This window comes from Paenisporosarcina sp. (assembly GCF_049671445.1).
Taxonomy (GTDB): domain Bacteria; phylum Bacillota; class Bacilli; order Bacillales_A; family Planococcaceae; genus Paenisporosarcina.
Genome location: NZ_JBATUX010000037.1, coordinates 23,553 through 38,679 on the forward strand (window position 1 = coordinate 23,553; position 15,127 = coordinate 38,679).

The window sequence follows — 15,127 nt, forward strand, 5'->3', positions numbered from 1 at the left end:
ATATTTCCTTCATCCTACTTAACGTGAATAATGATAAATATTAACTAGATTTTATTCTCCTCTCATTTTAGTCATTCTCATTTAATTGTCTGACTCACTTTTAATACTAACCGTTTATGGCAATTATAATGGTTTTGTTTTACAATTAATGGAAAAGACAGTAATCTAGGGGGAACCTAAATTACTGTCTTTTTCAATTTGTTAAATAGCATTGCTGCGCCTTCTTGACTGAGTACTACTCCAGGAACGTATTCTACGTTTTAGCCACGCAATCATACGAATCGTGGTAGTTTTCCCCGCTCCGTTTGGACATAAAAATCAAGTAAATTGTCCAGGATATAGTGATAAGTTCAAATTATCGATAATCTTCTACTTTCCGATGGTTTCGACAATTGTCGTAGTTCAATGATTGGTTGTTGTTCCATGGATTTTCACCATCCTTAAATAATGACATCACCCATGTGGTGGTATCTTTCCTATATACATCACGGTACGTTCATTCTTCAAATACCGGGGAAGGTTAGTTACACGGATTCATTTAAATTTTCCTAACTATCGAAACTTGACGAACGAATACATCACAACGTAATTGAATGAGTTGTTTTATAATTTCAAATGAATTAAGACAAGCATAAATCCACATGCCTGCTTTGACCGGCTGAAGATAGATCCGATTGCAACACTCTTTCCCATTTCTTTACTTCATACCATTAATGCCCTGTTCTCTTTCATACATTTAATTAATATTTCAATGAAACCTCTTGCAGCTGATCCGATGTATTTTTGTTTATGGTGTACAATGGTGACTTCCCTAATAATAGTTGGATTTTTTATTTTTATCGCCTTCAATACCCCTTCATTTTCCAGAAAAAAAAGTGTACTGGAAATAATGGTAGCCCCTATCCCTTCCTTCACTAAGTTCAATATTGACTTTGAATCAGTTGATTCAATGATTGGTTGGATTACAATCCCTGCAGATATACACTCAACATCAAATAATTGTCTAAAACAATGACCTTTTGGATTTAATATTAGCGGAATGTTCTGAATCTCACTAAACTCTATTTCGTCTCTTGCAGACCAAACATGATCTGTTCGTACTACTAAAAAGAACTCATCTTCGTATAAAGGAATATTTATTAAACTTTCATCTGTTCGTGACATAAGGGTTAGAGCAAAATCAATTTCGTTATTTTTTACCTTTTCTATCACATCATCTAGTGAGAATACCTGGATCTGAACGTGAGGGTACTTGGCATGAAACTCTAAAAAAACATTGGAGGCAATATGACTTAGGTCACCGGAAAGTGCCCCTATGATTAATTTTCCTCTTTTCACCATTTGAAGCTCCTCTATTTGTTCAGTAGCGCATTTTAAATTTGCAAACATCTTTTTGCAATGTTCAAGGAGGATTTCGCCAGCTTCTGTAATTGCTATTTTTTTACCTAAGCGATCAAATACCTGAACACCTAGTTCATCTTCTAGAGCTTTCATTTGGTAGCTTAAAGTAGGTTGACCTATTCTTAGTTTTTCAGCAGTCCTTGTAAAGTGCAATTCTTCACATATAGCCATGAAGTATTCTAATTGTCTCAATTCCAGGTTTTTCACCCCATTGCAATAATCATTTTTATATCCATATTAAAAATTGAAATTTATATATTATACTAGAATAATATCTTGCAAATCTTCCATCAATTCATTACATCTCCCCAAAAGAGGATTTTTACAACCTTAGTTAGCTTCATTTTATAAGAAGAGATAATGGAATAGCACAAACAGTCTAACAATTACACGATAAATATCATCTCGAATGTCCTGATTGTCATCCGTAACGAGTACTGTAAATTGCGTCATTCGTTACACCTCATCTCTAATTCTTATAACATCAATTGTAGCCACTAATTCTTTACAATCTGTTAGCATAAAAATGAAGAATCTTAAGAAATGTAGGCACTTTCTTTTTTCGTGATTTTTTATGGTCAATCCACATTTATTACGCATCATTATCTACGTTTAGTTAGACGTTAAAAAGGTGTCCCTAATTACAGTGACACCTTGCATTTATTCGATTTTCTTTGCTCTTTTTCTCCCAATAAAAATTAGAACAACAATCCCTCCGAGCAGAAGAAGTACGCCAAGAACCTGCACTTAACACTTCCCACACAATAAACACGCTTACTCCTAGAGATAGCGTTACTGCAGATGAAGAAGGTACTTTTTGGAGTCCTGTTAAATAGAGAATATACGCTACACTCGATGTCATAAAACCTAAATTTAAAATGGTTGCTATATTTGAAGGTTCAATAACCCATGAGCTATCAAAAAAAAATAAAAAGGGCATAAATAAAGTTGCATTTACTAACAATTGTAAAAATCGCAAATACAAATCCAAATATTAAAGCGACAGTTCACGCATCCCTTTGCGCAAACTGTCACTAATTAAATCAATCAGATTTCAATTTATCTTTATAAATTTCTAAATGTACAACAATCTATTTAACTTGAACTTGAATCGCTTTTCTCTCTTGGTTTCCAGCTTTATCAGTCGCCTGAACGATAATTGTATTGTTCCCCTTTTGGTTAATCTACTAAAGTTGCATTGTTTAATACAACTTAGGTTAAAATTCCTCCTTTAGAATTCATTAAACACTAGACTAAATAGTATAAGTATTCCGAAATATAAACAATACATCTTTTTAGATTGAAATGATCAAGAAATTAGATGAATATTGGTCTAACGCTTGTTACGCTGCCGCATATCATATTGGTCGAACAAGTCATAATTCCCTACTTCTTTTTTATCAAAATATTCTTCAGATTTTAAATCATCTATAAAACCATCAATTTTTGTAAAACGCGGGATCTTCCATACTGAATAGGAGTAAGCTTTTAGATGTTTTCAGCATGGTTAATTTTCTGATTTAAATCGTTCTCTTCCAGAAAATTTTTTTATAAGATTATAGTGGAAGGAATTTTTTTTATAATAGTGTTGATGATTTTCTTCTGCTGGATAAAACACAGACACTTCTTTGATTTCTGTTAAAATTGGCTTTTGAAATTTATTACTATCTTCTAATTTTTGCTTAGATTCTTCTGCCAAATGTTTTTGCTCCTTATTATGATAGAAGATAGCTGTTTTATAAGACTCGCCTCGATCTTTAAACTGACCATGTGCATCGGTAGGATCAATTTGCTGCCAGAAAAGCAGTAACAGCTTTTCATACGGAAAAATGTTCGGATCGTATGTGATTTGGACTGCCTCATAGTGGCCAGTTGTATTAGAGCATACTTCATCATAGGTCGGATTGTCCTTATGCCCTCCTGTATAACCAGAAGTTACTTTTATAATGCCAGGTAACTCATCAAATGGTTGAACCATACACCAAAAACATCCACCAGCAAAAGTAGCTAATTCATAATTTGTTGCCATAAATATATACCTCCCTATTCAGTGAATACTAGAAAGAACCACCTAGTAATGTATTTAAAGGATTTGCACCTTTGTCATTTCCTCCTAAGTTCTTTGGCTCATCTACAAAAAACGTGGCTGCCGTCACGCCTTTCAGCGACTCCACCATAGGCGTGTACGAGTTCTCTTGTCGTAGCTATCCGTTAAGCAAAGTTTCCAACGATTTATACGGATTCCTCCATATTTGTAACTATCTCCATCTGGTTTGCACCATTATTCATTTTCAATCTTCTGCTCGCTAAATTGCGCGGCATAAGCGCCATATCCTCTTTTTTCAAGATCAGCTTTCGGAATAAATTCCATGGCTGCAGAGTTCACGCAGAACCGCAGTCCCCCTGGTTGAGGTCCATCTTTGAACACGTCGCCTAGGAAGGAATCCGCATTCCGGCTTCTGACTTCGGCCCCCGACAATAATCCTTTACGTTTGAGAACAACATTTTTTGGCTCCAGAGGCTTTGTAAAACTTGGCCATCCTGTACCCGCATCGTATTTGTCCTTCGAGTTAAACAGTGGCTCACCCGAAACAATATCGACGTAGATACCCTCTTCTTTGTTATCCCAGTATTCATTATTAAACGGCGCCTCGTCCATGCCAATCTGAGTTACGTTATACTGGATTTTAGTCAGCGTGTTCAGCTTTTCTTCTCTGTTAAAATCTTTATTGAAGTCTTGCTTTGAACTAATTTTCACTTCGAAATCACTCCCGAAAAATTTCTTAAAAAAAGAACCGCAACCGGAAAAGAACTCACTTATCTTAATGTCGTTAATGAAGTTCGATCAATCGGTTTATCCATGAAATCTCAACGATTCTCCATTCGGAACAAATTTATCATATTTAAGAACGAACGGTCAAGAATTATTTTTTAACGGTTGTTCTTAAATGTATGAAACCATAAAATCTTATAATCCATTTGATTTTTCAAGGAAAGCATCCGTTCGTAATATTAGGTTAGCCACACTCAAATTGAAATGATTTAGAAGGTACTTCTTTAGCACTTTCAAAATTAGCGAATACCAACTTGCATTGTTCGTCTTCTAGTGTTTTCATTTGGTAGCTTAAAGTAGGTTGCCCAATTCTTAGTTTTTCAGCAGCATTTGTAAAGTGCATTTCTTCACAGAGCCATAAAATGTTCTAATTGTCTCAATTCCAAAATTCCACGCCCGCCCCTTAAATATCTGTAGATCCATTTAAAATTAAACTCATAATATTTATTATTAGAATTATTTTACAAAACTTCTATTAAATTCTCCTTATCAAGGATTTTGAGCTTATGAACTTCATAGATAGTAATGTAGTTAGTAGAATAGTTCAAACAGTCTAACAATCTAATGATAAAGAGACAGTCACCTATTCTTAAATGTGAACTGTCCCAATTGAAACTATAACTTTCCCTTTGGCTTAATAAACTTCAAATTGCACAACGATCTATTTGACTTGAACGGAATCGTTTTTCTCTCTGTGTTTCCTGCTTTTTTAGTCGCTTGTACCATAATGATATTGTTTCCCTTTTTCACTTCAACTTGATGCATGAAGGCGCATTATGAATCCACTTCTGCTTCCTTTCCATTAATGATGACCTTATCTAGGTAATCATCTTTTGCCAAGCCCCGAACGGTGGCCACTTGACCTTTTTCTGATCCACCATTAATCACATCGATGGCTAACTTCGGTTTTTGATCCAATATGATTGTAACTGGTGAGGATGGATCTGTACTCCCTTCTTTCATCAAGGCTGTGGCGGTTAACGTATTCAATCCATTCTTCAATTTAATCGAGATGTTGAAGGTACCGTCCTGTTTGCTGGTGCCGGATCCTACATTTTCGCCATTATTTTGAATGGTTACAGTGCTTGCAGGGATCGCTATCGCCTTTACTATAACCTTACCTTGATTCGTATACGTTTTACCCTGCGGTGTTTCAATAACAAGTTCATATTCAAACCAATACTGGTGTCAGTTACACTGCTTTCACTCATTTAAGAACATTCGGTAAAGAAAATTCTTGACCAATCGTTCTTAAATGTGCTAAATTTGTTCCGTAAGGTGGGACTATTGAGATATCATGGACAAATGAATTTGCTAAAAATGCTATGAAACATGGCTATGAGAAGACATCCATAATGGATCTAGTCTTTCATACGGGGTTCACAAGAGAAGCATGTATGACACCATTGGCGATAAACAATCCTAGTATGTTAAAACATTTGAAACGTTATAGTGAAATGTTAGAGGAATCGGTTAAACGTCGTACGGCTGTTACCCGTTCTGAAAGGAAGTAATCCAACTGTTGTTTAAATGGAAATCCAACAGCGAGAAGAGTTTCCTGAGGGTGATAACGCGGTTAAGTTTGGAGCAAAATATAATTCTGAGTCCATGGGTTGTGTTCATCTGAACATTGCTTTATATACAGTTAATTTGTGACCTTATAGGGGAAGTGCAACAATCAGAAATGAATGGTTCACGCACCCTTCAGATTGCTGCGCTAGTTGGCTCAACTAAACACAAACTCAAAAATCCAATACTAATCAAAAGGAGATTACAAAAATGACACAACAAGAAAACACTGCCATTCGTCCGTTTCGTGTGAACGTTGCGGAAGAAGAAATTACCGAACTGAAAAGACGCATTAATGCTACGAGATGGCCGGAGAAAGAAACGGTCTCGGACCAATCGCAAGGAGTGCAGCTCGCAACGATTCAAGAACTTGCTCGTTACTGGGCGAACGAATACGACTGGCGCAAGATCGAGGAGAAAATGAACGCCCTGCCGCATTTCATTACCGAGATCGACGGTCTGGACTTCCACTTCATTCACGTTCGTTCGAAGCACGAGAACGCGATGCCGCTGCTCATTGCACACGGATGGCCGGGCTCGATCATCGAGCAAATGAAGCTGATCGAACCGCTTATCAATCCGACTGAGCATGGCGGAAGCGAATCGGATGCTTTCCATGTCGTTATTCCATCCATGCCTGGCTACGGGTTTTCGGCCAAACCGACCACAACCGGTTGGAATCCTAAACGTATCGCAAGCGCTTATGGCGAGCTGATGACTCGTCTCGGCTATGAGAAGTATGTAGCGCAAGGGGGCGACTGGGGTTCGATCGTCGTTAACGCTATGGGTGTTCAAGAACCTAAAGGATTGCTCGGCATTCACACCAACATGCCGGAAGTGATTCCGCCCGAAGTTGATGCGGCGATCTGGTCCGGCAACCCGCTGCCGTCCGATCTCTCAGATGAAGAGAAGGAGGCGTGCGAGCAAGTTCGTGAAAATAAATTCTATTACGCCTTCTTTATGGGAACGCGTCCTCAGACGCTAACTGGATTGGTGGATTCGCCTGTCGGTTTGGCATCCTTCATGATTGACCACGACTATAAGAGCCTTGCACTGATCTCGAGATCTTTTGCAGGAGTCAAAGAAGGCCTGACGCGCGACGACATTCTCGATAACATTTCGCTCTTCTGGTTTACGAACTCAGCGATTTCTGCGGCTCGTCTCTACTGGGAGAACGGTAAGGCTGGCGACTCCTTCTTCGCAGTCAAAGGCGTCAAGCTTCCGGTTGCCGTCAGCGTATTTCCGGACGAGATGTATGTAGCACCGAAGAGCTGGTCAGAGAAGGCTTATCCGAATCTGATCCACTACAACAAACTTCCTAAAGGTGGACACTTCGCAGCTTGGGAGCAGCCAGAGTTTATGACTTCTGAAATCCGCACGGGATTTAAGTCGCTTCGCTAATAGGAGTCAGGTGGAAATACGCTCACACCGTGCTCGTCGTCCCACGCCACACGCGACATTGATTTGAATCCGATTGGAGAGAGATCAATGGCAGAGTCTAGAGTAACATGAAGCGTTCATTCATCTGTTCAACTAAAGGGAATTGAAAGCAGATTTAAAAATGAAGAAGTAAAAAAGTAATGCAGCCCCTATAAGAGCTGGGGCTGCATTTTTATTATAAAAAATAGGCTTCTGTTGTTCGAATATGAAGAATTATAAATCATACTTAGACCTCTTGGAATTTCAACTAAGTTTAAAATACACGCACATAGTTATATCATAAACCACGTAAAAGAAGATTATTACGATGTTTCCCATTCGCAATACGTTTAAGAAATTACCCTGCTCCGTACGAACCATTCATTCCAATACCGACATATTCATTTCAATAATTTGACGTAATTTTTCCCTGTCCGATATAGTCTTAGCCATAACGCGAAGTCCTATTAATGCATTAATAAAATAATAAGACAGCTCTTCCACATTAAGTGTCTTGGAAAATTCTCCTGATTTTTGGCCTTCTACAATAAGGTCCTGTATTAACTGTTCTGTATCGGTCCATTTCAGATGAACCCAATCTATGGCCTCAGAATCATGTTTTGCCAACTCAACCGCGGTATTCACTACGAAGCAGCCCCCAGGTAACTCTTCTTGCTGTTGGATTGCCATTTCAAATAACAGTCTGATTGCTTCCTTGGCTGAACGGGTATCAGCCATACCACGCTTAACCGATTGCTCTGACATTTCACTATAGCGTTTCAATGTTTTGACATACAAGGATTGTTTATCGCCAAAGGTATCATACATGCTCTTTTTATGAATCCCCATATGTGAGACCAGTTCCTGCATGGATGTCTTCTCATAACCTTGTTCCCAGAATAACCGCATGGCTTTATGTAGAACGGCATCTTCATCGAATTCCTTTTTCCTTCCCATCAATCCTACCTCCTAAATATGTGTGGTATTGGTGTAACTACAGTATCCAGGCATTGTTGTTGTATTTTCAATTCATTGATTATTGATTAATGTAGTATCATTTCTTTAGTCCTATAAGTTTCTTATTCAAACCATTATCAAATCTCTAGTTATTCATCTCTATTATCCGTTACTCAATATAAATTAACCATATCACTTATTCCACAATTTAGCCCGTTTGTTGTATAAGAAGAATATTATAACAAAAAGCAAAAATTTTCCAGTTGCCATAAAATTGGCACGACATTAATTTTCACATAAAAAAACCTTGGTTTATCCCTCAAGATCTTAATCATGGACTGCAGCCTTTAAAATAAGTCTATATATATGAATACTACAATTTCATATCTAACTATTAAAGTGACTCATTATTGTATTAAATGGATAATTTAGGGCAAAATAATAGTTATATTATGGTATGGGTGGTAGATACGGATGCTGAAAAAAATTTTCAATAAAAATACCCAAATAATTAATAATAATGATAATAATGAAGAACAAATAAACTCAATTATTGAGAGAGCAAAAAAATCAAGTGATTTTACTTTTTTATCTCTCGCAAGCAATAAAGAGAAAATGATTATTTACTATTACAGTACATTAATTGATTCAGAAATATTAAAACGAGACTTTCTTCCTTATATAAAGCCGAAAGCAGATCAAATAAAAACATTACAGGAATTATCTAGTTATATACCTTTAGAACAGATGCTCATTACAGATGACGTTTTAGAGATTAATTCTAGGTTGAATAAAGGTTCTGTTCTTATACAACTACATAAAGATGATAAAAATGTATTAATGGTGGACTTAAGTGCTATTACTAAAGGATATAGACAAACAAACGATACTGAAAATGAATTTAGTGTTATTGGACCCAAAGTTGGATTTATCGAGAATATGGGAACGAACCTTTATTTATTAAGGCAAAATATCGTTAGCTCAAATTTGATTTTTGAAGAGATAACGATTGGCTCCCTGTCAAAGACAAAAGTGGTATTAGCTTATATTGACGGTGTAACAAATCCTCAATATGTTAACACTGCCAGACAGAGGGTATCCGAAGTAGACTTTGATGCTGTATTCGATAGCTCAAATTTAGAGCAATCCATTTCAGATAACTCTAATACTCCATTTCCGACTCTCCTAACAACTGAACGTGTTGACAGAGCTACCTCTGCTTTGATTCTTGGGCAAGTAGCAATTATAGCTGATGGTTCTCCCTATGTTATTACGGGACCTACAACCTTACTTGACTTCTTCATCTCACCTGAAGATTATTATTTACCATGGATTGTTGGGTCTTTTTTTAGGGTGATTAGAATACTTGGTGTAATCTTTTCTGTTTTTGCTACCCCAGTATATGTCGCTATACTAACATTTCATTATGAAGTTATTCCACAAGATTTGCTTGGACCATTGATTAGTTCTCGTTCGAATGTTCCTTTTCCCCCAATATTAGAGGTTATCTTCTTAGAGCTTACCATTGAATTATTGAGAGAGGCTGGTGCAAGACTCCCTGCTAAAATTGGTCAGACTCTTGGTATAGTTGGAGGTATTGTAATTGGGCAAGCATCGGTGGAAGCTGCTTTAACTAGCAATGTCTTGCTCATCGTGGTTGCCCTTTCAGCGCTAGCTTCATTTACGACACCAATATTTAAGATGTCAAATACGATACGACTCATTCGGTTTCCATTTATCCTATTGGCTGCTATTTGGGGCGGGTTGGGTATAGTTATAGGTTTAGTCTTTATGCTTGCACACTTATTGAGAATCAAATCTCTAGGTAACCCTTATTTGGTACCTATATTTCCATTCAGATCAAATGACTATGCTGATAATGTAATTCGTTCCTCATTTGAAATAATGAAAAATAGACCTAGCTATCTAAGACCATTACTCAAGTCAAAATACCATCCAAAGAAAAACAAAGATGTAAAGGAAGGAATAAATAATGAATAATAATTTAAAATTGAACCTTCCGAAATACGTACTATTGGTTAGTATAATCTTCCTTGCATTTGTATTTTTAATGGGGTGTGAGAGATATAAAGTTGTTAATAAAATAAATATTGCTGACACGATCGGATTTGATGTGGATAAAGAAAATGAAAAAGAACTTTTAGGTGGAAACATCATACATCAATATCAAAGTGGAAAAGAGGAAGGCAGCCCAAAGGCTACTTTTTCTAAGGGGGATTCAGCTGAAGATGCAATAGCAGGAACATATAGGAAGTCTGCATTTCCAATAGAAATCGGAAAAACTCGGGTTCTGGTTTTCAGTGAGGAATTCATTCAACAAAAAACACTAAAAGATATTATGACTACTTTTGATATGAATGTAAAGTTTGGAACAAACATGAAAGTCATTATTTCTAAAGAACCAATTCCTTTTTTCTTTGATAACATATTAAAACAAGAAGATAATAAGTTTCTCTTTAATTTGATTGATCAGAATATGACAAACAACAATATTCCATACTCAAATCTTCACATATTTCTCTTTGACTATTATGGAGAAGGAAGAGATCCTTTTTTACCTTACGTTAGTATAGAAAATGGTGAAATCACCTTAACAAACGTAGGCATTATCGGTCGTGAGGATAAGTTGCAAATGTTGTTGGGAACAAAAGAAAGTTGGTTATTAAAATTAATTGTTAATGATTCAAAGGAACTAAAATACACTATCCCGATTCATAAAGATGGCAAAGAAGGAATACTCTCATTTAATCACGTATTTGGAGATTCCAAGATAACAACTAATCCTAACGAAAACTCACTCAAAATTGACTTGACCACTAATAGTATGATTGTAGGTCAACCTCACTGGATTAATTCAAAAAAAGATAATAACCTAATAAAGCAAGAGGTTGAGAATTTTCTTATTAAGAATTACATTGAAATGTTTAAAGAGTTTCAAAAGAATGATGTAGACCCTATTGGTGTTGGGGATTCTTTTAGGAGCAAGGATCGAAGTTGGAATGAAAAAGAATTTTACAAAACCAAATACCCAAATTTAGATGTAGACTTTAATGTCAGCTTTCATTTGTTAAATTAGGGGAGAGTGCGGATGAATAATAACCAATCAAAATTAAAAGAGACTTTGCTCATATCCCCATTTTTTATGTTTTATTTGGTACACTCCTCCCAAACAGGTGTTGGTCTTTTATCTTTCCAATTGGATATAAGTAAAGATAGTGGTTATGATGCATGGATCGGACTGCTGATTGCCGGTTTAATTTTGCATATCATACTTTTTATCACCTTTAAATTATTAGAACATTCTAGTAATGGAGACCTTATTTCTCTTCATCGTGATTATTTTGGTAAATTAGTTGGCAATACACTATCAATTCTATTTTGCATCCATTTTCTACTGTTTCTTACTACAATATTTTGGTCATATATTAAAATTTTACAAGTTTGGGCGTTTGAAACAATACACGTTTGGGAATTCACATTAGTATTATCGATCATTGTTTTTTATATTGTTATAGGTGGCTTTAGAGTTATTACAGGGATAACATTTTTTAGTACGATTATCCCAATCATCTTAGTTTTCATTTTAATATACACCCTAAAGTTCACTCACTTTTCAAACCTATTGCCGGTACTAAGTCACGACGCGATAGACATTCTTAAATCAGCAAAAGCATCAACTTTTTCATTTTTAGGATTTGAAGCATTACTTATCTATTTCCCTTTTATAAGAAATCGAGATAAAGGAAAAAAGTGGGCCCACATTGGATTATTGTTTACAACCGTGTCATATACTATTTTGGCCATTATCACCTTTTCTTTTTTTAGTGAGGGCCAATTAAAGCTTTTATTAATGCCTACCTTAGTCATGACTAAAATTGTGGAAATACCGTTCATCGAAAGATTTGAATATATATTTCTTTTCTCATGGTTTCTTGTCGTTCTCCCCCCCATATGCATATCGTTATGGTCAGTAACCAGAGTACTGAAGAGTACCTTAAAGATTAAACCTAGTTATTCTTTAATAAGTATTATAATCCTGCTTAACCTATCTACGATAATAATTATGGACAAGAGTTCAATAGAAATTTTGAGTAAAATATCTTCTGAAATTGGATTTTATATCGTTTTGGTTTATTTGCCCGTCTTATATATATATGTCCTAATAGTAAACTTCTTTAGAAATAAGAAAAAATAACCTCATATTGATGCCGTAAATTATTATCACGCTATTGCTTGATTTTTGTTCTTTCAGAATGTCATACAATAACGAGAGCTTAATCATTTATATATATTGTGATTATTTCTTGAACAGACACCTACTTTTCCTTAAGATGCGTACGATACGTATTACGTCCGCCAAAAAGAGTAGTGATTTATATGAAAGGCACAGATTGTTTGGAACAAATTAGTTAGACTTCATAACAAAAAGGACAGATTCTCGGATTCTGTCCTTTTATATTCTATAATGCTTACTTCTCAATCCACTCAATACCAACCTCATCAAATTAAACACAGTTTTCGTGAATGGCTTCTGCATTAGTTGACCCAATGGCATTTATCCTATTGAAAAATTAATTTCTTCAATTACTTCCTGGCATGTTAGGATCTGTTGAATACCGCCAGTCGCTTCAGATACACTAATTGTCCCATTAATCAGATCCCCATCTAACATCCTGTTATGAATCCTTCCCCATAATATTTATATGCTTCCTCGTGCTTGCCTTGGTTAATTAACCCTAACGCCTTCTTCCCCGCTTCTGTGGGAATGGTTCTCAAGTTTCCTATACCGGACCTTGCCTCACATAATAAAAATAAAGATGAATGGCAAAGAGTTTCCTTATTTTACTGACCCTAAACTTTTAAGCTCCGACGATTTCTTAATAGACGGGAAAGGTCTTCAACTCATTAGTGAAACAAGAGGTGCTTGGGATAGCTATCCAGAATTTTATTTAATGGAGAAATTACTCAATAATGCTAGGTCTCATTTTATAAAGAATCAATATATCGACGCTATTACTTATTTACAAACCTCATTCGAAATTCTTATTCGCACTTCCCAGCAACTCGTTTTTAAAAAAGATGGAGCTCCAGAAGAAAAAATAGAACAATCTTCAACACAACCCTTTAGAAATATAATTGAAGTTCATCTAGGAAATGCTTTGAAATGTGACTTGAATTTTCATACTTCCAAGGAAATCAATAAATGGTATACAGATTTATATTTGCTACGAAATGAAATCGTCCACAAAGGAAGATTTTCATTTACTGAGAATGAAGCTTCAAATGCCTACCTAACGTATATCGCCACTAGGAATTTCTTAAATGAAAAACTGATAGAAAATGGTTACATATCGAATAATTATAAAACAGATTTATCACAATTTAGAAAAGCATACTCTCCAAATTTCCCCATCATAGATTTAAGTTAAGGTGACTGTTTAACTTTTAATCTTAATTCCGGATCTTTTAATTCCGGAATGGTTTTCTCTCATTTAGGATTTCAAGCAACTTATCCCTAACGATCGGCTCTTGAACTTTGGTGAAAGAGACCATGATTTCAAATGCTTCAGGTGAAGAAATTTGAGGAATGACAATCAGGTTTTCATCCCTCTCCGCATCCATCTCCTCATCATTCCAATCACTTTCCGATTCATCTGACATAAATTCTGACGCTTCAAGGTGGATCTCTCCTGTTACACGATTCAACACAAACGAAAATTTATCATCATTCATAAGAAACGCATCGATTAACTCTTGGGTAACCTTCATACGTATACACTCAATTATTTTTTCATAAGTATATTAATCATTCTATAATATTTGACCAACTGGTAAAAGTCTTCGTTCTGTATCTCCGATTCTTTTCACCAAAGTGATTTCATCAGTAACAATTGAAATAGACGAAAGAAACACTGGTGCTCAAAGTTATCTGTAATTTTTATTGTTATCTTCTCGTTTACACATCTAAGAAAATTGTTTCGTAGGTAACCCATAATATTGGATTGTATGGAATAGAGGAAATGAATGAGTTTTATAGAACTTATTTATAGATGATAAAGAGAAAAGGAGTAAATGAAAAGTGATTAATCAAATAATCCCAGCGTTAATTTCTTTTGTAGTTGTTGCAATTTTATCTCCACTATTAATTGCTGTTTTGAGACAACTTAGGCTCATTCAACCGATAAGAAAAGAACTTCCTTCAGATCATCAGTTAAAAAAAGGCACTCCGTTAATGTTTGGTATTATTCTTTTTGTAGGAATTATAGTATCAATTCTTTTCTCCCCTACTCCATTAATGTATTTCTTATCTATTACCTACATTCTTTTTAGTATTATTGGGTTTTTAGACGATTTTTGGAAAGCTTCTCGTCAAGATCCAGGAGGGGTATCGGGTAAGACCAAACTTATTTTTCAATTTACTTTTACAGGTACTTTACTTTTTTACATGATCAACGAACTAGGCGTAGGCACCAGCATTAATATTTATAAAAATATTTCCTTGGAGCTTCCAATGGTGTTATATGTTTTCGTCATCACATTATTTATCGTAGGTTCTGCAAATGCTATTAACTTCACTGATGGATTAGACGGTCTTTTAGGAGTTGTTGCAATCCCTACATACTTTTTCTTTTTTATGGTTTCAGAAAGAGCAGAGGTGCAAATTTTTTGTTTAATTATGATTGGATGTTTACTCGGCTTTCTCATTTATAATATATATCCTGCCAAAGCTTTTATGGGGGATACGGGATCATTAGCTATAGGGGGAACGCTATCATTTCTTGCTGTTCTTGAGAAAGTTGAAATTTTAATTCCTATTTTGTTCTTTATATATTTTGCTGAAGTACTTTCGGTTATTTTACAAGTTTCATCATTTAAACTTACTCGTAAGCGTATTTTCAGAATGACACCGATTCACTATCACTTTGG

General features: G+C 35.5%; 14 protein-coding genes and 1 pseudogene. 7 read left to right on the forward strand and 8 right to left on the reverse strand.

Annotated elements, in window-relative coordinates; genetic code table 11:
* Positions 1–702: 702 nt before the first annotated feature.
* From WBG45_RS05950 to WBG45_RS05975, 6 genes and pseudogenes are all read right to left on the reverse strand, one after another.
* Positions 703–1,593 carry a LysR family transcriptional regulator gene (locus WBG45_RS05950; protein ID WP_424412881.1) on the reverse strand — a complete coding sequence of 297 codons (891 nt, stop codon included), beginning with the start codon at positions 1,591–1,593 and terminating at the stop codon, positions 703–705.
* A gap of 445 nt (positions 1,594–2,038) precedes the next feature.
* Positions 2,039–2,392, reverse strand: coding sequence for an EamA family transporter (locus WBG45_RS05955; protein WP_424412883.1), 354 nt, complete (start codon positions 2,390–2,392; stop codon positions 2,039–2,041).
* A gap of 519 nt (positions 2,393–2,911) precedes the next feature.
* A pseudogene (gene msrA, locus WBG45_RS05960) lies at positions 2,912–3,430 on the reverse strand (peptide-methionine (S)-S-oxide reductase MsrA); the annotation flags it as partial.
* Between the two features lie 252 nt (positions 3,431–3,682).
* Complete coding sequence (gene msrB, locus WBG45_RS05965) at positions 3,683–4,159, reverse strand: peptide-methionine (R)-S-oxide reductase MsrB (RefSeq protein WP_424412885.1); 477 nt, start codon at positions 4,157–4,159, stop codon at positions 3,683–3,685.
* A 259-nt stretch (positions 4,160–4,418) separates the two neighbouring features.
* Positions 4,419–4,577, reverse strand: coding sequence for a helix-turn-helix domain-containing protein (locus tag WBG45_RS05970; RefSeq protein WP_424412887.1), 159 nt, complete (start codon positions 4,575–4,577; stop codon positions 4,419–4,421).
* Between the two features lie 431 nt (positions 4,578–5,008).
* On the reverse strand, positions 5,009–5,392 hold the full coding sequence (locus WBG45_RS05975) for an Ig-like domain-containing protein (protein ID WP_424412908.1): 384 nt from the start codon (positions 5,390–5,392) through the stop codon (positions 5,009–5,011).
* 167 nt (positions 5,393–5,559) lie between these two features.
* Between WBG45_RS05975 and WBG45_RS05980 the strand changes: the two genes are divergently transcribed.
* Both WBG45_RS05980 and WBG45_RS05985 read left to right on the forward strand, forming a co-directional pair.
* A complete protein-coding gene (locus WBG45_RS05980; RefSeq protein ID WP_424412889.1) occupies positions 5,560–5,748 on the forward strand; it encodes a hypothetical protein in 189 nt (62 codons plus the stop codon).
* 265 nt (positions 5,749–6,013) lie between these two features.
* On the forward strand, positions 6,014–7,204 hold the full coding sequence (locus WBG45_RS05985; RefSeq protein ID WP_424412891.1) for an epoxide hydrolase family protein: 1,191 nt from the start codon (positions 6,014–6,016) through the stop codon (positions 7,202–7,204).
* Positions 7,205–7,603: 399 nt separating this feature from the next.
* Here the strand turns inward: WBG45_RS05985 and WBG45_RS05990 are convergent, their stop codons facing one another.
* Positions 7,604–8,179 (reverse strand): TetR/AcrR family transcriptional regulator, encoded by a 576-nt coding sequence (locus tag WBG45_RS05990; protein WP_424412893.1) that lies wholly within the window; start codon positions 8,177–8,179, stop codon positions 7,604–7,606.
* A gap of 474 nt (positions 8,180–8,653) precedes the next feature.
* Here WBG45_RS05990 and WBG45_RS05995 point away from each other — a divergent pair, with 474 nt between their 5' ends.
* The 4 genes from WBG45_RS05995 to WBG45_RS06010 all read left to right on the forward strand — a co-directional run bounded on the left by WBG45_RS05995 (position 8,654) and on the right by WBG45_RS06010 (position 13,629).
* Positions 8,654–10,180 carry a spore germination protein gene (locus WBG45_RS05995; protein ID WP_424412894.1) on the forward strand — a complete coding sequence of 509 codons (1,527 nt, stop codon included), beginning with the start codon at positions 8,654–8,656 and terminating at the stop codon, positions 10,178–10,180.
* Positions 10,173–11,276, forward strand: a complete 1,104-nt coding sequence (locus WBG45_RS06000) for a Ger(x)C family spore germination protein (RefSeq protein ID WP_424412896.1) — start codon at positions 10,173–10,175, stop codon at positions 11,274–11,276. Before WBG45_RS05995 ends, WBG45_RS06000 begins: the two co-directional genes overlap by 8 nt.
* A 12-nt stretch (positions 11,277–11,288) precedes the next feature.
* Positions 11,289–12,395 (forward strand): GerAB/ArcD/ProY family transporter, encoded by a 1,107-nt coding sequence (locus WBG45_RS06005; RefSeq protein WP_424412898.1) that lies wholly within the window; start codon positions 11,289–11,291, stop codon positions 12,393–12,395.
* Between the two features lie 598 nt (positions 12,396–12,993).
* Entirely contained in the window at positions 12,994–13,629 is a 636-nt protein-coding gene (locus WBG45_RS06010) for a hypothetical protein (protein WP_424412900.1), read from the forward strand.
* A 37-nt stretch (positions 13,630–13,666) separates the two neighbouring features.
* Here WBG45_RS06010 and WBG45_RS06015 read toward each other — a convergent pair whose 3' ends face one another.
* Positions 13,667–13,969: a UPF0158 family protein gene (locus WBG45_RS06015; protein WP_424412902.1), complete on the reverse strand. Its 303-nt coding sequence runs from the start codon at positions 13,967–13,969 to the stop codon at positions 13,667–13,669.
* A gap of 310 nt (positions 13,970–14,279) precedes the next feature.
* On the opposite strand from WBG45_RS06015, the gene mraY reads away from it, so the two are divergent.
* Positions 14,280–15,127, forward strand: an 848-nt coding sequence (gene mraY / locus WBG45_RS06020) for a phospho-N-acetylmuramoyl-pentapeptide-transferase (RefSeq protein ID WP_424412904.1), incomplete at its 3' end; no start/stop codon positions are given.

Excerpts from the sequence above, each read along its gene's own strand:
- WBG45_RS05990 (WP_424412893.1), bottom strand. The coding sequence starts at position 8,179 with ATGGGAAGGAAAAAGGAATTCGATGAAGATGCCGTTCTACATAAAGCC.
- WBG45_RS06015 (WP_424412902.1), bottom strand. The coding sequence starts at position 13,969 with ATGAAGGTTACCCAAGAGTTAATCGATGCGTTTCTTATGAATGATGAT.
- WBG45_RS05995 (WP_424412894.1), top strand. The coding sequence starts at position 8,654 with ATGCTGAAAAAAATTTTCAATAAAAATACCCAAATAATTAATAATAAT.
- WBG45_RS05985 (WP_424412891.1), top strand. The coding sequence starts at position 6,014 with ATGACACAACAAGAAAACACTGCCATTCGTCCGTTTCGTGTGAACGTT.
- WBG45_RS06005 (WP_424412898.1), top strand. The coding sequence starts at position 11,289 with ATGAATAATAACCAATCAAAATTAAAAGAGACTTTGCTCATATCCCCA.
- WBG45_RS05970 (WP_424412887.1), bottom strand. The coding sequence starts at position 4,577 with ATGCACTTTACAAATGCTGCTGAAAAACTAAGAATTGGGCAACCTACT.
- WBG45_RS06000 (WP_424412896.1), top strand. The coding sequence starts at position 10,173 with ATGAATAATAATTTAAAATTGAACCTTCCGAAATACGTACTATTGGTT.
- WBG45_RS05980 (WP_424412889.1), top strand. The coding sequence starts at position 5,560 with ATGAAACATGGCTATGAGAAGACATCCATAATGGATCTAGTCTTTCAT.